General features: G+C 29.8%; 18 protein-coding genes. 10 read left to right on the forward strand and 8 right to left on the reverse strand.

The features are described 5' to 3' along the window. Nucleotides 1–50 precede the first annotated feature (50 nt). Complete coding sequence (locus Q0829_RS03880; RefSeq protein ID WP_298540151.1) at nucleotides 51–1,100, reverse strand: DUF3667 domain-containing protein; 1,050 nt, start codon at nucleotides 1,098–1,100, stop codon at nucleotides 51–53. A 202-nt stretch (nucleotides 1,101–1,302) separates the two neighbouring features. Between Q0829_RS03880 and Q0829_RS03885 the strand changes: the two genes are divergently transcribed. Further along, on the forward strand, nucleotides 1,303–2,868 hold the full coding sequence (locus Q0829_RS03885) for a M28 family peptidase (RefSeq protein ID WP_298540153.1): 1,566 nt from the start codon (nucleotides 1,303–1,305) through the stop codon (nucleotides 2,866–2,868). Between the two features lie 100 nt (nucleotides 2,869–2,968). Here the strand turns inward: Q0829_RS03885 and Q0829_RS03890 are convergent, their stop codons facing one another. The 3 genes from Q0829_RS03890 to Q0829_RS03900 are packed head-to-tail and all read right to left on the reverse strand — an operon-like array spanning nucleotide 2,969 to nucleotide 4,845. After that, nucleotides 2,969–3,877 carry a DUF5777 family beta-barrel protein gene (locus Q0829_RS03890; RefSeq protein ID WP_298540155.1) on the reverse strand — a complete coding sequence of 303 codons (909 nt, stop codon included), beginning with the start codon at nucleotides 3,875–3,877 and terminating at the stop codon, nucleotides 2,969–2,971. Further along, nucleotides 3,867–4,415 (reverse strand): YceI family protein, encoded by a 549-nt coding sequence (locus Q0829_RS03895; protein WP_298540157.1) that lies wholly within the window; start codon nucleotides 4,413–4,415, stop codon nucleotides 3,867–3,869. Before Q0829_RS03895 ends, Q0829_RS03890 begins: the two co-directional genes overlap by 11 nt. Then, nucleotides 4,408–4,845, reverse strand: a complete 438-nt coding sequence (locus Q0829_RS03900; RefSeq protein WP_298540159.1) for a hypothetical protein — start codon at nucleotides 4,843–4,845, stop codon at nucleotides 4,408–4,410. The genes Q0829_RS03895 and Q0829_RS03900 overlap by 8 nt, the downstream gene beginning before the upstream one ends. 338 nt (nucleotides 4,846–5,183) lie before the next feature. Between Q0829_RS03900 and Q0829_RS03905 the strand changes: the two genes are divergently transcribed. The 7 genes from Q0829_RS03905 to Q0829_RS03935 all read left to right on the forward strand — a co-directional run bounded on the left by Q0829_RS03905 (nucleotide 5,184) and on the right by Q0829_RS03935 (nucleotide 10,235). Continuing rightward, entirely contained in the window at nucleotides 5,184–6,302 is a 1,119-nt protein-coding gene (locus tag Q0829_RS03905) for a LytTR family DNA-binding domain-containing protein (RefSeq protein WP_298540161.1), read from the forward strand. Between the two features lie 325 nt (nucleotides 6,303–6,627). Continuing rightward, a complete protein-coding gene (locus Q0829_RS03910; RefSeq protein WP_298540163.1) occupies nucleotides 6,628–7,470 on the forward strand; it encodes a hypothetical protein in 843 nt (280 codons plus the stop codon). 100 nt (nucleotides 7,471–7,570) lie between these two features. Continuing rightward, complete coding sequence (locus tag Q0829_RS03915) at nucleotides 7,571–7,915, forward strand: cytochrome c (RefSeq protein ID WP_298540165.1); 345 nt, start codon at nucleotides 7,571–7,573, stop codon at nucleotides 7,913–7,915. A 10-nt stretch (nucleotides 7,916–7,925) separates the two neighbouring features. Next, nucleotides 7,926–8,354, forward strand: a complete 429-nt coding sequence (locus Q0829_RS03920; protein ID WP_298540166.1) for a hypothetical protein — start codon at nucleotides 7,926–7,928, stop codon at nucleotides 8,352–8,354. A gap of 19 nt (nucleotides 8,355–8,373) precedes the next feature. After that, nucleotides 8,374–8,919, forward strand: a complete 546-nt coding sequence (locus Q0829_RS03925) for a YceI family protein (protein WP_298540168.1) — start codon at nucleotides 8,374–8,376, stop codon at nucleotides 8,917–8,919. A 1-nt stretch (nucleotide 8,920) separates the two neighbouring features. Beyond that, nucleotides 8,921–9,835 (forward strand): DUF5777 family beta-barrel protein, encoded by a 915-nt coding sequence (locus Q0829_RS03930; RefSeq protein WP_298540170.1) that lies wholly within the window; start codon nucleotides 8,921–8,923, stop codon nucleotides 9,833–9,835. 40 nt (nucleotides 9,836–9,875) lie between these two features. Continuing rightward, on the forward strand, nucleotides 9,876–10,235 hold the full coding sequence (locus Q0829_RS03935; RefSeq protein ID WP_298540172.1) for a hypothetical protein: 360 nt from the start codon (nucleotides 9,876–9,878) through the stop codon (nucleotides 10,233–10,235). A gap of 384 nt (nucleotides 10,236–10,619) precedes the next feature. Here the strand turns inward: Q0829_RS03935 and Q0829_RS03940 are convergent, their stop codons facing one another. The 4 genes from Q0829_RS03940 to Q0829_RS03955 are packed head-to-tail and all read right to left on the reverse strand — an operon-like array spanning nucleotide 10,620 to nucleotide 12,976. Next, a complete protein-coding gene (locus tag Q0829_RS03940; RefSeq protein ID WP_366892612.1) occupies nucleotides 10,620–11,303 on the reverse strand; it encodes an SCO family protein in 684 nt (227 codons plus the stop codon). Continuing rightward, entirely contained in the window at nucleotides 11,269–11,874 is a 606-nt protein-coding gene (locus tag Q0829_RS03945) for a toxin-antitoxin system YwqK family antitoxin (protein WP_298540174.1), read from the reverse strand. The genes Q0829_RS03940 and Q0829_RS03945 overlap by 35 nt, the downstream gene beginning before the upstream one ends. Further along, entirely contained in the window at nucleotides 11,861–12,607 is a 747-nt protein-coding gene (locus Q0829_RS03950) for a YHYH protein (protein ID WP_298540176.1), read from the reverse strand. The genes Q0829_RS03945 and Q0829_RS03950 overlap by 14 nt, the downstream gene beginning before the upstream one ends. Before the next feature lie 60 nt (nucleotides 12,608–12,667). After that, nucleotides 12,668–12,976, reverse strand: coding sequence for an EF-hand domain-containing protein (locus Q0829_RS03955; protein WP_298540178.1), 309 nt, complete (start codon nucleotides 12,974–12,976; stop codon nucleotides 12,668–12,670). A gap of 190 nt (nucleotides 12,977–13,166) precedes the next feature. Here Q0829_RS03955 and Q0829_RS03960 point away from each other — a divergent pair, with 190 nt between their 5' ends. Next, on the forward strand, nucleotides 13,167–14,186 hold the full coding sequence (locus Q0829_RS03960) for a histidine kinase (protein ID WP_298540180.1): 1,020 nt from the start codon (nucleotides 13,167–13,169) through the stop codon (nucleotides 14,184–14,186). Continuing rightward, nucleotides 14,179–14,850 (forward strand): LytTR family DNA-binding domain-containing protein, encoded by a 672-nt coding sequence (locus tag Q0829_RS03965; RefSeq protein WP_298540183.1) that lies wholly within the window; start codon nucleotides 14,179–14,181, stop codon nucleotides 14,848–14,850. The genes Q0829_RS03960 and Q0829_RS03965 overlap by 8 nt, the downstream gene beginning before the upstream one ends. Nucleotides 14,851–14,891: the final 41 nt, after the last annotated feature.

A 14,891-nucleotide genomic window follows, 5' to 3' on the forward strand; every position in this document is an offset into this window, starting at 1 on the left:
CTACTTTTTAGTAATACTTCTAGTTTGCTTCAAAAAACTTGAGTATTCCTTTAATATAAAAATATTGAAACCAAAATAATACCACTTAAAGCAAACGGTATTATAATAATCACATATATATAACTAACAAAAAAGCCTTTAAGAAGTGCTCCTATCCAACTACTCTTATAAAAATTTCTAAAAGCAAGTATTAAGTAAATAATAAATGAAAAAAAGAATAAGATCTGCAACCAAATAGGTATTCCGACAATTGAATTAATTAAAATTAGAAAACAACACGAAGTAAAAACAAACGTGAAAAAATAGAAACTAAATACCATATGATGTGCAAAAGTTCCTCTTTTCCAATAAAATATTTTTAGTAAAAATGCAAATAACGGTAACATCAAAAACATCGTTATTGGAATAGTATCATACAATGTTTTTAAAATACCTCCTCCTTTTTGCTCATAAAACTTTAGAATTTGGGTAAGGAATTTTTTAGTGATCCCACTATCCCCTTCCTCTAATCCCATAAATTTTAATTTTTCTTCCAAAGGAGCCTCTATAGCTATTAAAGAATCCAGCTGCTTTCGTTTAAAACTGAATGAATTTTTAGATGATTTTTGTTCAGCAGACATCACAGAATCAAAAACCTTAAGATCTTTTTTTGCTATTTTGGAAAGGCCTGCATTATTTGTTAATGCTTTTTTAGCAATTTCTAAACCAATGGAATCTTTCTTAATTTCTTCTGGATCTAACGCACTTTCCTTGCTAAACTCCTTTTTAAACGTCTTATTTAGACTGTCATCAGCCTTTCTAACAGTAAATGAAAAAGCAAAAAAGAATACAACAGAGATAAAAAGATAAAACTGGGCAGGATGCAAATAAGATAAGCGTTTTCCATCAACAAAAAGTCTTGCCAAAATACCTGGCTTTGTCATTAAAGGAATAAAACTCTTAAAAAAACGAGCATCAACCGCAAAATAATTACCTATAGTATTACTAAATAATACCCCAAAAGTTAGATTATCCGCAGCTTCTTGTCCACAGTAGGGACAATAGTCAAAAGATTTTTCAAAAGATTGTTCACAATTTTTACATTGATTAGTAGTAGACATTTTTAATCATTTGTTTAAATGTACAGAACGAAATTACAAATATAATTTGATCTATTTATGCTAGCTTCAATCCTTATAGATTATAATTAAAAGTACTTTTAAATATCTGATAACTCCTACTTTTTGCAGTCACTTAACAAAATGATATAGAAATTCTTGTATTTTTGGCTGAAATCATACAATTAATATTCACACATCTTTTATGAAAAAAGTAATTTCCGTTTTAGTAATAACGGCATTCATTGCAGCTTGTGGTACTACAAAAAATACTACAAGTACCTCTGCAGAAACAAAAAAAGTAGTCAGTAATTCTGTAACTTATGCAAATACGATTACTGCGGAAGATCTAAAAACAGCATTATACACATATGCATCTGATGAATTTCAGGGTAGAGAAACAGGTAAACCGGGACAGAAGTTGGCGATTAATTTTCTGAAAGAACATTATATGAAATATGGTGTGCCAGCTGCAAAAAGTGATGGAAACTATTTTCAGGAAGTACCACTAAATATTATTGGCAAACCCGATGTAAAACTTAGCGTTAATGATAAACCTTTTCAGTATACAGAAGATTTTATTTCGCTTTCTTCAGGAAAAACAGATAACTTTTCTTTAGATGAAATTGTTTATGCAGGATTCGGAATTGATGACGAAAAATTCTCAAGTTATGGTGATATAGATGTTAAAGATAAAGTGCTTCTTATAAAATCAGGAGAGCCCAAAAATACTGATGGGACATTTACGATCACAGGCACTTCAGAAGGGTCAAAATGGTCTAATATGAGACAACAATTTGCTGCAAAACGTAATGCTGCCAAAGAGAAAGGTGCTAAGGCAATATTGTTCTATTTCCCAGAAGTTTATCAAATGGCTGTGGCACAATTTGGCAATGCATCCGGTAGAATGACGCTTTCGGATAATTCTGAGGAAGCTTACTTCTTCCTGATCAATAATGATTTGGCTAAAGCATTAGTAAATGATATAGAGACAAATGATAAAACCAATATTATCAAAACTAAGATGACTTTGGATTATAAAAATGTCTCTGAAAAAATAACTTCAGAAAATGTAGCCGCATTTATCAAAGGATCGGAGAAACCAGATGAAATCATAGTAATTTCTGCACATCTGGATCATGAAGGCGTTAAAGATGGTAAAGTATATAACGGTGCCGATGATGATGGGTCTGGAACAGTCGCTGTAGTAGAAATTGCTGAAGCTTTTGCAAAAGCTGTAAAAGATGGAAATGGTCCAAAACGTTCTATTCTATTCCTAAACGTAACCGGTGAAGAAAAAGGTCTATTAGGATCTCGTTATTATACCGATATAGATCCAATTTTTCCATTAGAAAATACTGTAGCAGATTTAAACATTGATATGATCGGTCGTATAGACCCTAAACGTAAAAGTGAAAATAGAAACTATGTGTATTTAATCGGGAGCGATAAATTAAGTACAGAATTACATGCTATTTCAGAAGAGGTAAATACTAAATACGCGAATGTAGAATTGGATTATACTTATAATGATGAAAATGACCCTAATCGTTTCTATTACCGATCAGATCATTACAATTTTGCTAAAAATAATATTCCTGTTATTTTTTATTTTAATGGAACTCATGATGATTATCATCAACCTAGTGATACTCCGGATAAAATTCAATATGACTTATTAGAAAACAGAACACGATTAGTATTTTATACTGCTTGGGAATTAGCAAATCGTGAAAATCGTATTGTTGTCGATAAAGCTGAAAATAAATAAGTAAAACTTATCATTGTTCTTTTGATACAAAAACAGGCTTGATGAATCAATCAAGCCTGTTTTTATTAAAAAATATTTTAAAAAAATATGTATCAAATAGTTAAGGTTGTTTTTGATTAAAATGCAAAACAAACGTAGCATTAAATCCAAAAACGAAATTCCCATCACTAAGATTAAAGTTATTAGGAGTTTGTGTAATAAATGTATCTTCTACCATGCCTCTGGCATTTGTCATCTGAAACTGAAGCATTAAGTCGCTCATTTCCCAATTTACTCCCAATACAAAGGCATCATAGGTGTCAATTGATTTAAGTGGATTAGCCTGATAATAATATTCTGAAACAATAGATATATGACCTCCCACTTTATACCTTGCTCCTATTCCTAAAGCAAAATGATTATTTGGATCTTCATCAAAAGCAGAAGAACTTCTATGAATAAATGTTGGAGATACTTGTAAAGAAAATTGAGGGGTAAATTTTCTAGCGATTAAAATCTGACTGGTAAATGCAGTCCGATCCATAAAATCATCAGATAAATTTATATTGCTATGAAGCCCACTAGTCATACTTCTATAAGATCCATTTTGAAACAATGTAATACTTATAGGCGCACCTTTAGCATCTTTTCTTTGGCGTATAAGATTATATTTTAGAAAACCATCAAAAATACCATCCAATGTAGATCCGCCGGCACCAAAAGTTAATCTATCAGATATCCCATATTCTAAAGCAATTCTTGCTGTCCATTTATCCGCAACAAAACTTTGACTTGGACGATTAGGGATATTCCAAAATAGATTCATCGCCTTTACTTCTAAAACTCCTTTTCTTCGGTTTTCTATAGAGTGACCTAACGAAATACGAGTTCCTTTGAAGGTTGCTATTTCATACTGTGGAGTATTTGGATATTCTTTTTCTAATTTGTCCAGTAAATCCTGAGCATTCATAGACATACTAAATCCTATTAGCAAAAGTAAATACAGAAGAAAAAACTTATTATTGCTCATATGGTTGGTATTCAAATCTGAATTTAATTGATATAATTTTGGCTATATTGGGCGCAAGAATTGGTGGAATTTTAATATCAAAATCTTTAACAACAACTTCAAAATCACCCGTTATTAAATATGTTCCATTATTATTTTCAATACTTGTTTTTATTTCTACTTCTTTAGCGATATCCCTAATAGTAAGTGTTCCTTTTACCATTTTGGTCTGAATCCCTTCTGCTAAAGGATCAAAATCAATAATATTACCTTGAAAAGTAGCTTTAGGATACAAATCAGATTCAATATAACTTTCATTAAAATGTTCGTGCATTAGTGATTTTTTAAACACAAATGCATTCATTAGCATACTTATAGCTATCTCATTTTTCGAAAAATCAATAATACTTAAAACCTGATTATTCTTAGCTTCTATGTTTTCTACAGAAGTATAGGAAAAGAAAGATACCTGTCCCTGACGTGTTATAACTTGATCTGATCTATTGTCAGCGTCAATAAAATTGATCAAAAGAGATAGTAGAATAATAATTCTATTCATTGCTTTGTTGGTTAATCAGCATACAATTTAGTAATATAGCATCTTTAAGAAATCCTTTACAAACCCCTTTAAGCATAATCTTCTGGCCTTTTGCAAGCTTTTTAATCTCCATCATTTGATTGGATTGCATATCACATAATACGCCAGAATGTTTATTATCACCATACAATATTACTGTATTTCGGTTATTTAAAAAAGTAACTTCTTTCACTACACCTTCTACTTCTATTATTTTACCTTTATATATTGAATTAGCATTTTTTTCATTCTTAATAAATGATGCCGTAAGATTTTTAGAACTCGTTTTTATTTCTGTTGATACTTTATTGATATCCATTCGCGGATAACTATAAAATTCAAAATAGATATAAAAACCTCCTAACAATAATAAGGTTATAAGAGAAAAAGTTATTTTATTTTTTTTATTCATTTGTTATTGAAACAAAACTAGTGGTTCTTGATGATATTATTTAGAATTTAAAAAATATAATCTTAACAATGATAAAAATCTATAGTACATATTTGCTTTCATATTTAATTTTTTAAAATTAGAACTTAGACAAATTAAAGGTTATTGAGATATTCTATCATTAAAAACCTGTTTTAAGACGAAAAATAGTGTTTAAAAAGGAAAAAAAAACATTGAGATGATCTGTAATTATTTCAACGTTTAAAAACAATAGGAGAAAAAATATAGTATTTTCGTTTCGAAAACAATCAATAAGCTTATTAAGTTTAAATTATTAAAAACGATAGCTAGCATAGTCAATGAGAAAAGACAAATTATACTTCTTAACTTTTATTTCTATATCTGTAATTTTTTTAATTATTGCTTCTTTTGGTGTAAAGTACTTTATTAAAGTAAGTGCGAATCAATTAATAGAGATACAGTTAGAATCTAGTAAACGAGAAGCTAACGAAATATCTAAATTAACTCAAAACCAAATAGTTGAGGGTATTGAAAAATCAAAAATAGTCAGTAGTATCCAAAATGCTATCGAAAACACTCATAATGAAGCTTCTTTTATTTGTTTGTTTGATTGGTCAGGAAAACAAGTTTGTCATCCAGATATTACAAAAGTAGGTCTAAAAGTAAATTCAGATCAATCTTTAATCACCTCATTAAACGAAGAAGATAGTTCTGATAAACTATATGACCTTCTTATAAACCAAAGAAAGAAGAATGATAGTATCGCTAATGCAGAAATAGTATCAGAAATTGTTTATATATCACCTGTAAAAGACTCTGATCTGATAGTAGCTGCACAAGTAAATTTAAGTAAAATATCAATCCAGATAAGAAAACTAAAAACAAGTTTTTACACCATTTTCGCACTCATGGGTGGATTAATTATTCTATCTTCTTTTTTTGCAGTTAGAATTATAGGAAGTTATTACGAAAAGCAATTAGAACAGAAAAATATAAGCCTGGAAAGTGAACTACTAAATCTATCTAAATTAAATACAGATCTTATTGCTTATCAGCAAAAAGTAGTAGAAAATACTGAGGAAGAATCACTAGAATCAACAGTAGAATCCTTAAAAGAATCTGGCAAAAAAAGAATTCTAACCTATATCAGAAATGAATTGATTCCAGTTTCGATAAACAATATATCTTACATATATACTGAAAACACTATAACATATATAGTATGTTTTGATGGTAAAAAATCTACAAGTAATGATAGTTTAGATGATATATTAATGAACATGGATACTTCTCTCTTTTTTAGAGCAAATCGGCAATTTATAATAAGTATAACTGCCATAGCAAAAATCATCAAATATGGAAATAGTCAACTGAAAATTTTGATCAAGGATGCCGATGTAGAGATAATTATAAGTAAAAATAAAGCAGCAGAGTTTAGACAATGGCTAAATATTTAAGTTTATAAACACCATAGGCAATGTTCCCCTGTTTTATATTTAGAATTACCGCTTTAAAGGATAAAATTCCATTTATTCAAAAAACGATTTAGGTAGACATTGTGTGAACATTCTTTAATTAAATTAAAATAAAATACTGATTTTCAGATATTTAAAATGTATTCGTTTAATTCATTTTAATGAAATTCAGAAAATATAAAACACTTTATAATTTCAAAGCCTTTTTTTCCTTTTTAAGGCTTTTTTTTCCTTCTCACATACATTAATTTGATTTTACCTTCTTCATTGATGGTTATTTGTGGCATAAATCATAAATAATTTAAAAATGAAAAAATCAATTTTCTTATTACTCACTTCAATATCATTATTAACAAGTTGTAGTAGTGATGACTCAGATCAACAAATTATTACCGAACCTGAAGCTAATAATGTAAAATTAGCTGATAATAATATTCACGGAAAAATACTTACTGATTCTGAAGGTATGTCGCTTTATTTCTTCTCGAGAGATACTAAAGAACAATCAGAATGCTCAGGTAATTGTAAAACGGCTTGGCCTATATTTTATAAAGCTGACTTAACACTAGATGATGGTTTAGATGCTAATGATTTTGGTGTAATAACTAGAACTGATGGAGAAAAACAAAATACATATAAAGGATGGCCATTATATTATTTTGCAAATGATAATGCAGCTGGTGATACTAACGGCGATAAAATTGGCAATAACTGGTACATTGCTAAACCCGATTATTCCTTAATGTATGCAGAAGCTCAATTAGTGGGGAGAGATGGTGATGGAAACGATCAAAATTTCACTAGTGATTATAATCCTGGAGATGAACTTACCTTTTATATGACAAGTAGCAAAGGAAGAACCATATACAGCTTTAGCCAAGATACAAAAGATAAAAACAGCTTCACTGTAGAAGATTTTTCTAATAATGCTGCGTGGCCTGTTTTTCATATAGATATAGATAGATTACCTAGTATTCTAGATGCTAGTGATTTTGGAACCATCGATGTTTTTGGTACACCACAATTAACCTATAAAGGAAGACCTTTATACTATTTTGGACAAGATGTAGAAAGAGGAGATAATTATGGAATCAATGTTCCTAATCCAGGTATTTGGCCAATTGTTAATACCGATACTACAGAACTTTAGAAGATTAAAACTTGGTTTATTTATAAGTAGTTAGTTAGTTGATCATAAGAGGAAGATAAGAACTTCTTTCTTCCTCTTATACTTAAAATTCTTTTCAAAAATGAACATTATCTCAAAAATTAAAAACGCACTGATAATCGTACTTAGTATCACTCTTTTCTCTTGCGAGACTAACGTAGAAGAAGATTCTGATATAATAATAGAATCTTGTGACACCACTATTTCCTTTGCAGCTAGCATTAAACCAATTATCGATAGTAACTGTATAAGCTGTCATGGAGGAAGCCAATTTCCTGATTTAAGAACTTATGATGGTATTAATAATAACTCTGCCAGAGTAAGAACTCAAGTTGTTAATAGAACGATGCCACAAGGTGGTTCTTTAAGTAATGAGGAAATAGAATTGATTCGCTGTTGGATAGAAAGCGGCGCATTAAACAATTAAATCAAATCCAATGACAAAGAAAACAAATAAAAAGATTCTCATTGCCGGAGTAATTATGCTATTTGTCGCTGCTTTTATAAGCTTCAAAATATATAATAAGCCTCATATAGATGTATCAACAGCTACACCCAATGTATCCATGAAAGCAGGTATTCTATTGGCCGAATTTCTAAATGATGAAACAGAAGCTAACAAGAAATACTTAGAACAAATAATTCAAGTTAGTGGTACCATTGCGGAAATCGATACAAATAAAAATGGTAATGCTATTATCGTTTTGAGAAAAGGCGATGATATAGAGAGTGTAATATGTCATCTATCACCTGAGGAAAATAAAAAAACAAGTAACCTAAAAATAGGTCAAGAAATCAATATTAAAGGTATCTGTACTGGATATTTAATGGATGTAATATTGATAAAATGTACAATTACTAACTAACAATCTAATTACAAAAAAAATGAAAATATTTAATATATTATTATTCGGTTTATTATGCTCAACTCTTTCATTCGGGCAAGGCAAATTTCTAACAAAACAAGGATACACTTCGTTCTTTTCTACTTCTCCTATAGAAGATATTAAAGCAGATAACAACCAAGTGCTAAGTATTATAGATTCATCAACAGGTAATGTAGCCATTTCTATACTTATGAAATCTTTTATGTTCGAAAAATCATTAATGCAAGAACATTTTAATGAAAACTATGTAGAATCAGATACATACCCAAAAGCAATTTTTAAAGGTCAAATTCTCAATTTCAACAAGTTAGATGAAAGTGAACAAATAGTAACCATAACAGGTGATATCACAATTCACGGTGTTACAAAACAAATAGAAACTAAAGGTAAAATCACTAAGACTAAAGAAAATATTTTACTAACGGGAGATTTTCCAGTAACCGTGGCTGATTTCAAAATTGAAATACCATCTATAGTTGCTAATAATATAGCCAAGGTCGTAAAAGTTTCATTTGAGTTGGATCACAAACCTTATAATAAATAATATGAAAAAGATATTAATTGTTATTACACTTTGTATCATTAGCTCTCAAGTATTTGCTCAAGATCTATTAGATATTTTAGAAGATGAGACTCCACAAACTAAAAATTACATTACCTCTACTTTTAAAGGAACCCGAATACTAAATGGTCATTCCATAGAGAATCGAAAAAAAGGAACCTTAGAGTTTGTAATATCACATCGTTTTGGTAGAGTTAATTTGGGAGCTGATGAGCTATATGGACTGGATCAATCTAATATTCGTTTTGCATTTGAGTATGGTTTAACTGATGATATCATGCTAGGAATAGGTAGAAGTAGTTTTGATAAAACATACGATGGATTTGTTAAGTACAAGTTCTTAAAACAAAGTTCTGGTAAAAATTCATTTCCTTTTACTGCATCTCTTTTTACCAGTATTGCGTATAGAACATTAAAAGATTTTGATCCAAACAATGAACCAAGTTTCAGTCAAAAGTTATCATATGTTACACAAATATTAATGGCAAGAAAGTTTAGTCCCGGGTTTTCATTACAAATTACGCCAACCTATATTCATAGAAATTCCGTAAAGATTAATGAGGATCCACATGGCATATTTGCCGTTGGTGTTGGTAGTAGAGTAAAATTAACTAAGAGAGTTTCTATAAACGGAGAGTATTTTTATACAGCAAACCCATTAGAATCCATTGATGCTTCAAATTCAATAGCCTTTGGGGTTGATATAGAAACAGGAGGACACGTTTTTCAGATCATACTTTCGAATTCTATAACTATGATAGAAAAAAGTTTTATTACCGAATCCACAGATGATTTTTTTGAAGGAGATATACATCTCGGTTTTAATATTTCAAGAGCTTTCCAAATTGGAAATAAGAAAAAGAAAAAATTGAAAGCAATGAAAGATGCTGGTTTATAAATAAGATTACTACTACAATAAATATTAAACAAATTATACGATGAATAAAATGTTTAGAAGAAATTTCAAAGTTAAAGGAGAAGATGTTGATGATTTTATGGTAATGCAGGACAATGCCTATCAAAGCTATACATCATCGATACTTAATGCTTATTTATCTGAAAAAGGATACGCTAAGCAAAAGAGAAAAACGATCAACTTTGATTTGCAAGAATTCTTAGAAACAAAAAAAATCAGAAAACATTTAATGTTTATGCAGGAGTTTTTTATAAATCTGGAGTTATTGTCATTTGATGAAAAACAACAAAAACTAATTGTTAGAAATAGTTTTTTTAATGCAAGTAATGAATTATGTGTAACTGCAAAAACAAGTATATCCTGGTTTGATCATCACGCTTAATAAAATTAATTATCCATATAAAAATATATGGAGATTGATCAATCATTTACTTAAAACTACTTTATAGAAAGGTCAATGGGGTGAAATTGCTATGAAAAATGTTTTTTAGGTGGTTGATATTAAGAAAGGCTGTTTTCGTAAGAATTCAGCCTTTTTATTATAACAGTATTTCTTCCTTTATGTATTAATCAACTCCAGCTTAACTAAAGTTTGGTGTAAATATAAACTACAATATTCTATACTTTCAAAAGTTGTTTCAAAAGTAAAATCTCTGTAATTAATAATAACTACAGAGATTCTCAATAAACAAATCTATCTATAAACACATAAGAAGTCAAATTCTCAGTTTTACAGTCTTGGGGTAATATTTTTTTTAAAAAAACTTCATTCCGATTTTAATGTGTTAACATCAATAATTAATTGTGCTATAGAAGCTCTATTAAGTCCATTATAAATTCCACGGATATGTTTGTTTTTATCAATTAATAAAAAATTTTCTGTATGCAAAAAATCATCTTCATTCTTTTCTACTCCCAGATCTTCTTCTACAAAATAATAATTCCTTCCTAAATCATAAATCTGCTTTCTGTCACCAGTCACCAAGTGCCATTTATTTGGGTTGATCTGTTTCTCTTTAGCATATTCTTGTAATACAGGAACAGAATCATATTCAGGAGTCACGGAGTGAGACAATAACAATATGGTTGAATCATCTTTAAATTCTTTCTGAAGCTTAGACATATTGGCCGTCATTTTTGGACAAATACCAGGGCAAGTAGTAAAAAAGAAATCTGTAATATATATTTTATTTTCAAAAGTTTTATTCGTAATCGTATCTCCAAGTTGATTTATTAAAGTAAAATTAGGTATCACATGAAATTCTTTTTCTTCTTGGCTACCTGGTGTTAACCAATGTGGTGTAAATGTAGCTTCATTAAAATAGGGTAAAGACTCTACCCTACTCGTTTTCTTTGCTTTATTATCTTTACAGCTACTTATCATAATCAACATGCCAATAGCAAAGCATACTGTTTTATTGATATTGTACCACTTCCTTTTTAAGTTCATAACATAAATTTGAGCGTCTAAGACCAAAAATCCGACCATTTTTAGCCTCATAATTAACGTATATTTTACCATTCTCTAACCATGCTTTTTGCATACCCTCTTCCCTGCCTAGATTCATATGAGTTTGCTTAGCTAATTGTCCGGTTGGATACCATTTTTGTTGAATACCATGTTTTTCTCCATCTATATAGTTTGACTTTGAAGCTAAAGAACCATTCTCCCACCAGATTTTTACTACTCCATCAAGACGATTGCTTTTATAAAAACACTGTTTGCGTACTGCTCCATTAGGAAACCACTTTTTGGCAATCCCTTGTTTTTTCCCATTATAATAACCAACCTTTTCCTCTAAAGTATTATTTAGATGATAAGTAACTGCATATCCAGAAAAAGGTTGGTTGTTATAATACCATCTCCCTTCATTTGAATTAAGAACCAACTTTTTCTTAGGTACCAGTTTATTAGGAATACTTGTAACATTTTCAGTGTATATATTTATGCTTTCTGAAGTATTTTTACAACTGATCAAACAAAGGAAAATGGTGGTATAAACTATTTTAATTAATCGCATTTGGAGTTCCATTATATGGTCCGGCAAAAACTATATAACTACCTGTTGTAGAATACAGTTCATTGATGATATGATAATGATATTCAGCTTCATCTGTATGCTGAGTAGTGCTTGAATGTCCTCCAGAAGCATCTAAATCTGTTGGATATGTTGCTGTTGAATTACATTTTCGGCCATAAATAAAAAAACCATCCGAAATGATCCCTATTAAATCTTCATCATCGTCTGACCAAGCTCTTGGTTCTAAATGATAATGATATTCTGCCGGTCCAATATGTCCTCCTGAATAATCTAGAGATGCTGCAGCTTGATCTAAAGCTCCATTACCTTCTTGATCATTAAAAAGTGCTGCTCCACTAATAGCTATCCCAATAGCTCCAAGAGATGTCGCTGTTGTACTATTTGCTAATTGAGGATCAGTAGAAACTCTTAAAGTAGCAGAACCATCAAAGTTTGGAATCAAACTCGGTGTTGCCACAACATCAGGTTCCTCTATGTATAATGCATTACCTTGTCCCCAATAAGAACTGGTATGATTTGGCCTTCCTGTAGTTTCTATAACCACATTAGAGCCTTCTATATAAATATCTGTTTCCTCTGTATCAAACTCAGCAAAGGCAGCATGAAGTTCTGAAACGGTTCCATCATCATCAGTTGTATTTACATTGTTATCATCACTACTACAAGCGATAAAAGTGACGATCAACATGGATATTCCAAATATTGTTGTCATCATTCTATTATTTTTCAGGTTAAGATTCATTGTTTTCAGATTTAGTCAATTAATATCATTCTATTGTTCTCTTTTCGGTGGGCCTTTTCTTTCCGGTTTAGGGGCTTTCTCTAACTCTTCTTTTGTAATAAATCCATCTTCATCTGTATCGATTTTAGAAAAATCTCTTTTTAATGGCCCTTTTACTTCTTCTTTGGTCAATTTTCCATCCTCATTAGTATCCATCATTTTGAATATTTCTTCTATGCTTGGAGGTTTTTGACCTCTTTCTCTGCTATCATTAGATTGAGCATTTGATTTACAAGATACCATAATCGCTACTAACCCTATCGCCAATCCAAAATTCATTTTGTTTCTTCTTAAATTCATATCTATACGTGTTATCATTTCTTATATAGACTATTAAATTAAACAAAAGTAGTACAGCAAATCCCTGTTATCAGTCAATAACACGATCTTTTCAGTGAATGATGGTTTATAACATGTAGATGGCATTTATAAAAAAGATTTGAGCTAAGTTTTGTAAAATGACTGACTTTATTTTTAGTTAATTTGCAATATGAGCAAATCAAAAAGATTCTTTTTCCAAATACTTTTATGGCTAACTGTATGGGTAATTCTATCTTTAGGTCAAGTTAGTAATCATAGATTGTTTAGCGAAAATTTATTAATGTTTGGCTTTCAGGTTTTTCTTATCGCTGGTCTTATATTTTATCTTGCAGAGAAATTTTTATTCAAGAAAAAATATGTGCTTTTTTTAATAATTTCAATTTTAGCAATTAGTATATGTACATTTATTGCTTCTAACCTATTTACTCCAGCAAGAATGCCACGAATTGATGAATTAAGGCATATGCCCAGAAGACCTCCATCTAAGTTTTTGATTACATTGTTGTTCTTAACCATTTCATATGTAATTGCTACATTTATAGAGACTTTCTTGTTTGCGCAAAAGAAAGAAGAAGAAACTATCCTGATTAAAAATGAGAACCTTCAGACAGAACTTAAACTTCTTAAATCACAAATCAATCCTCATTTTTTATTTAATTCTCTTAATAATATCTACGCACTTTCAGTAATAGATTCCGATAAAACACAACAAAGCATTAGTTATTTGTCTAATATGCTTCGATACGTATTGTATGAGTGTGAACGACCACTAGTCTCTCTAGATAAAGAAATTACTTATATCGAAAACTATATCAAGTTGTTTTCGCTAAAGAGCAGCAAACCTTATCCTATACAAACTAATTTTAGTGTTTCTGATAATAATTTAATGATAGCACCTATGCTGTTCATTCCTTTTATCGAAAATGCTTTTAAACATAGTAATATTGAGAAGCACAATGGTTCCTTTATACATATAGCAATTAATGTTACGGCACAACATATAGTTTTTGAAATTGAGAATAGCATTCCAAAAGAAAAGATTCAGAAAGATAATGTCGGTGGAATTGGACTAGAAAATGTTAAAAAAAGATTGAGTATATTATATCCAGAAACACATCGATTAGAAATTAATGACTCTAAAGAAAAATTTAAGGTTATGTTGAACATAAAATTTATTGATCATGCTTAAATGCCTTATAATAGACGATGAAGAATTGGCAAGAGCCCTTTTAAAAACATATATAGATAAATTAGATTTTATTGATATAATTGGTTCGTTCGAAAACCCAATTGATGCTATGGAATCTCTTAAAAATGAATCAATTGATGTTGTTTTTTTGGATATCCAAATGCCAGAATTAAAGGGAACTGATTTTGCCAAACTAATTCCTTCATCTACACAAGTAATTTTTACAACTGCTTACTCAGAATATGCACTAGAAGGGTTTGAGTTAAATGCTTTAGATTATTTATTAAAACCTATCACTTTTGATCGGTTTTTAGTTGCTGTGACTAAAATTAAAAAAAATATTCCTCCTACAAATATCGAAGACACTATTACTATTAAATCAGGATATGATTTGCATAAAATTAAATATTGCGATATTCATTATATAGAAAGTGATAGTGAATATGTTGTTTTTAATACAGATAGTAAGAAAATAATGAGCCATCAAACCTTAAAATCTCTTAATGAAGCATTGCCAAATAGCTTTTTTATTAGGGTTCATCGTTCATTTATTGTCAATAAGTATAAAGTCACAGCATTAAAGGGAAAAGATCTTTTCTTATCAGAAATCAAAATACCTGTAAGCTCTAGCTATTATGAATCGGTTAAAGAACAATTATTTTAAACTGAAAACAAAAAGGTGTTTACACTATTGATAATCAGTTT

This window comes from uncultured Aquimarina sp. (assembly GCF_947492405.1).
GTDB lineage: Bacteria > Bacteroidota > Bacteroidia > Flavobacteriales > Flavobacteriaceae > Aquimarina.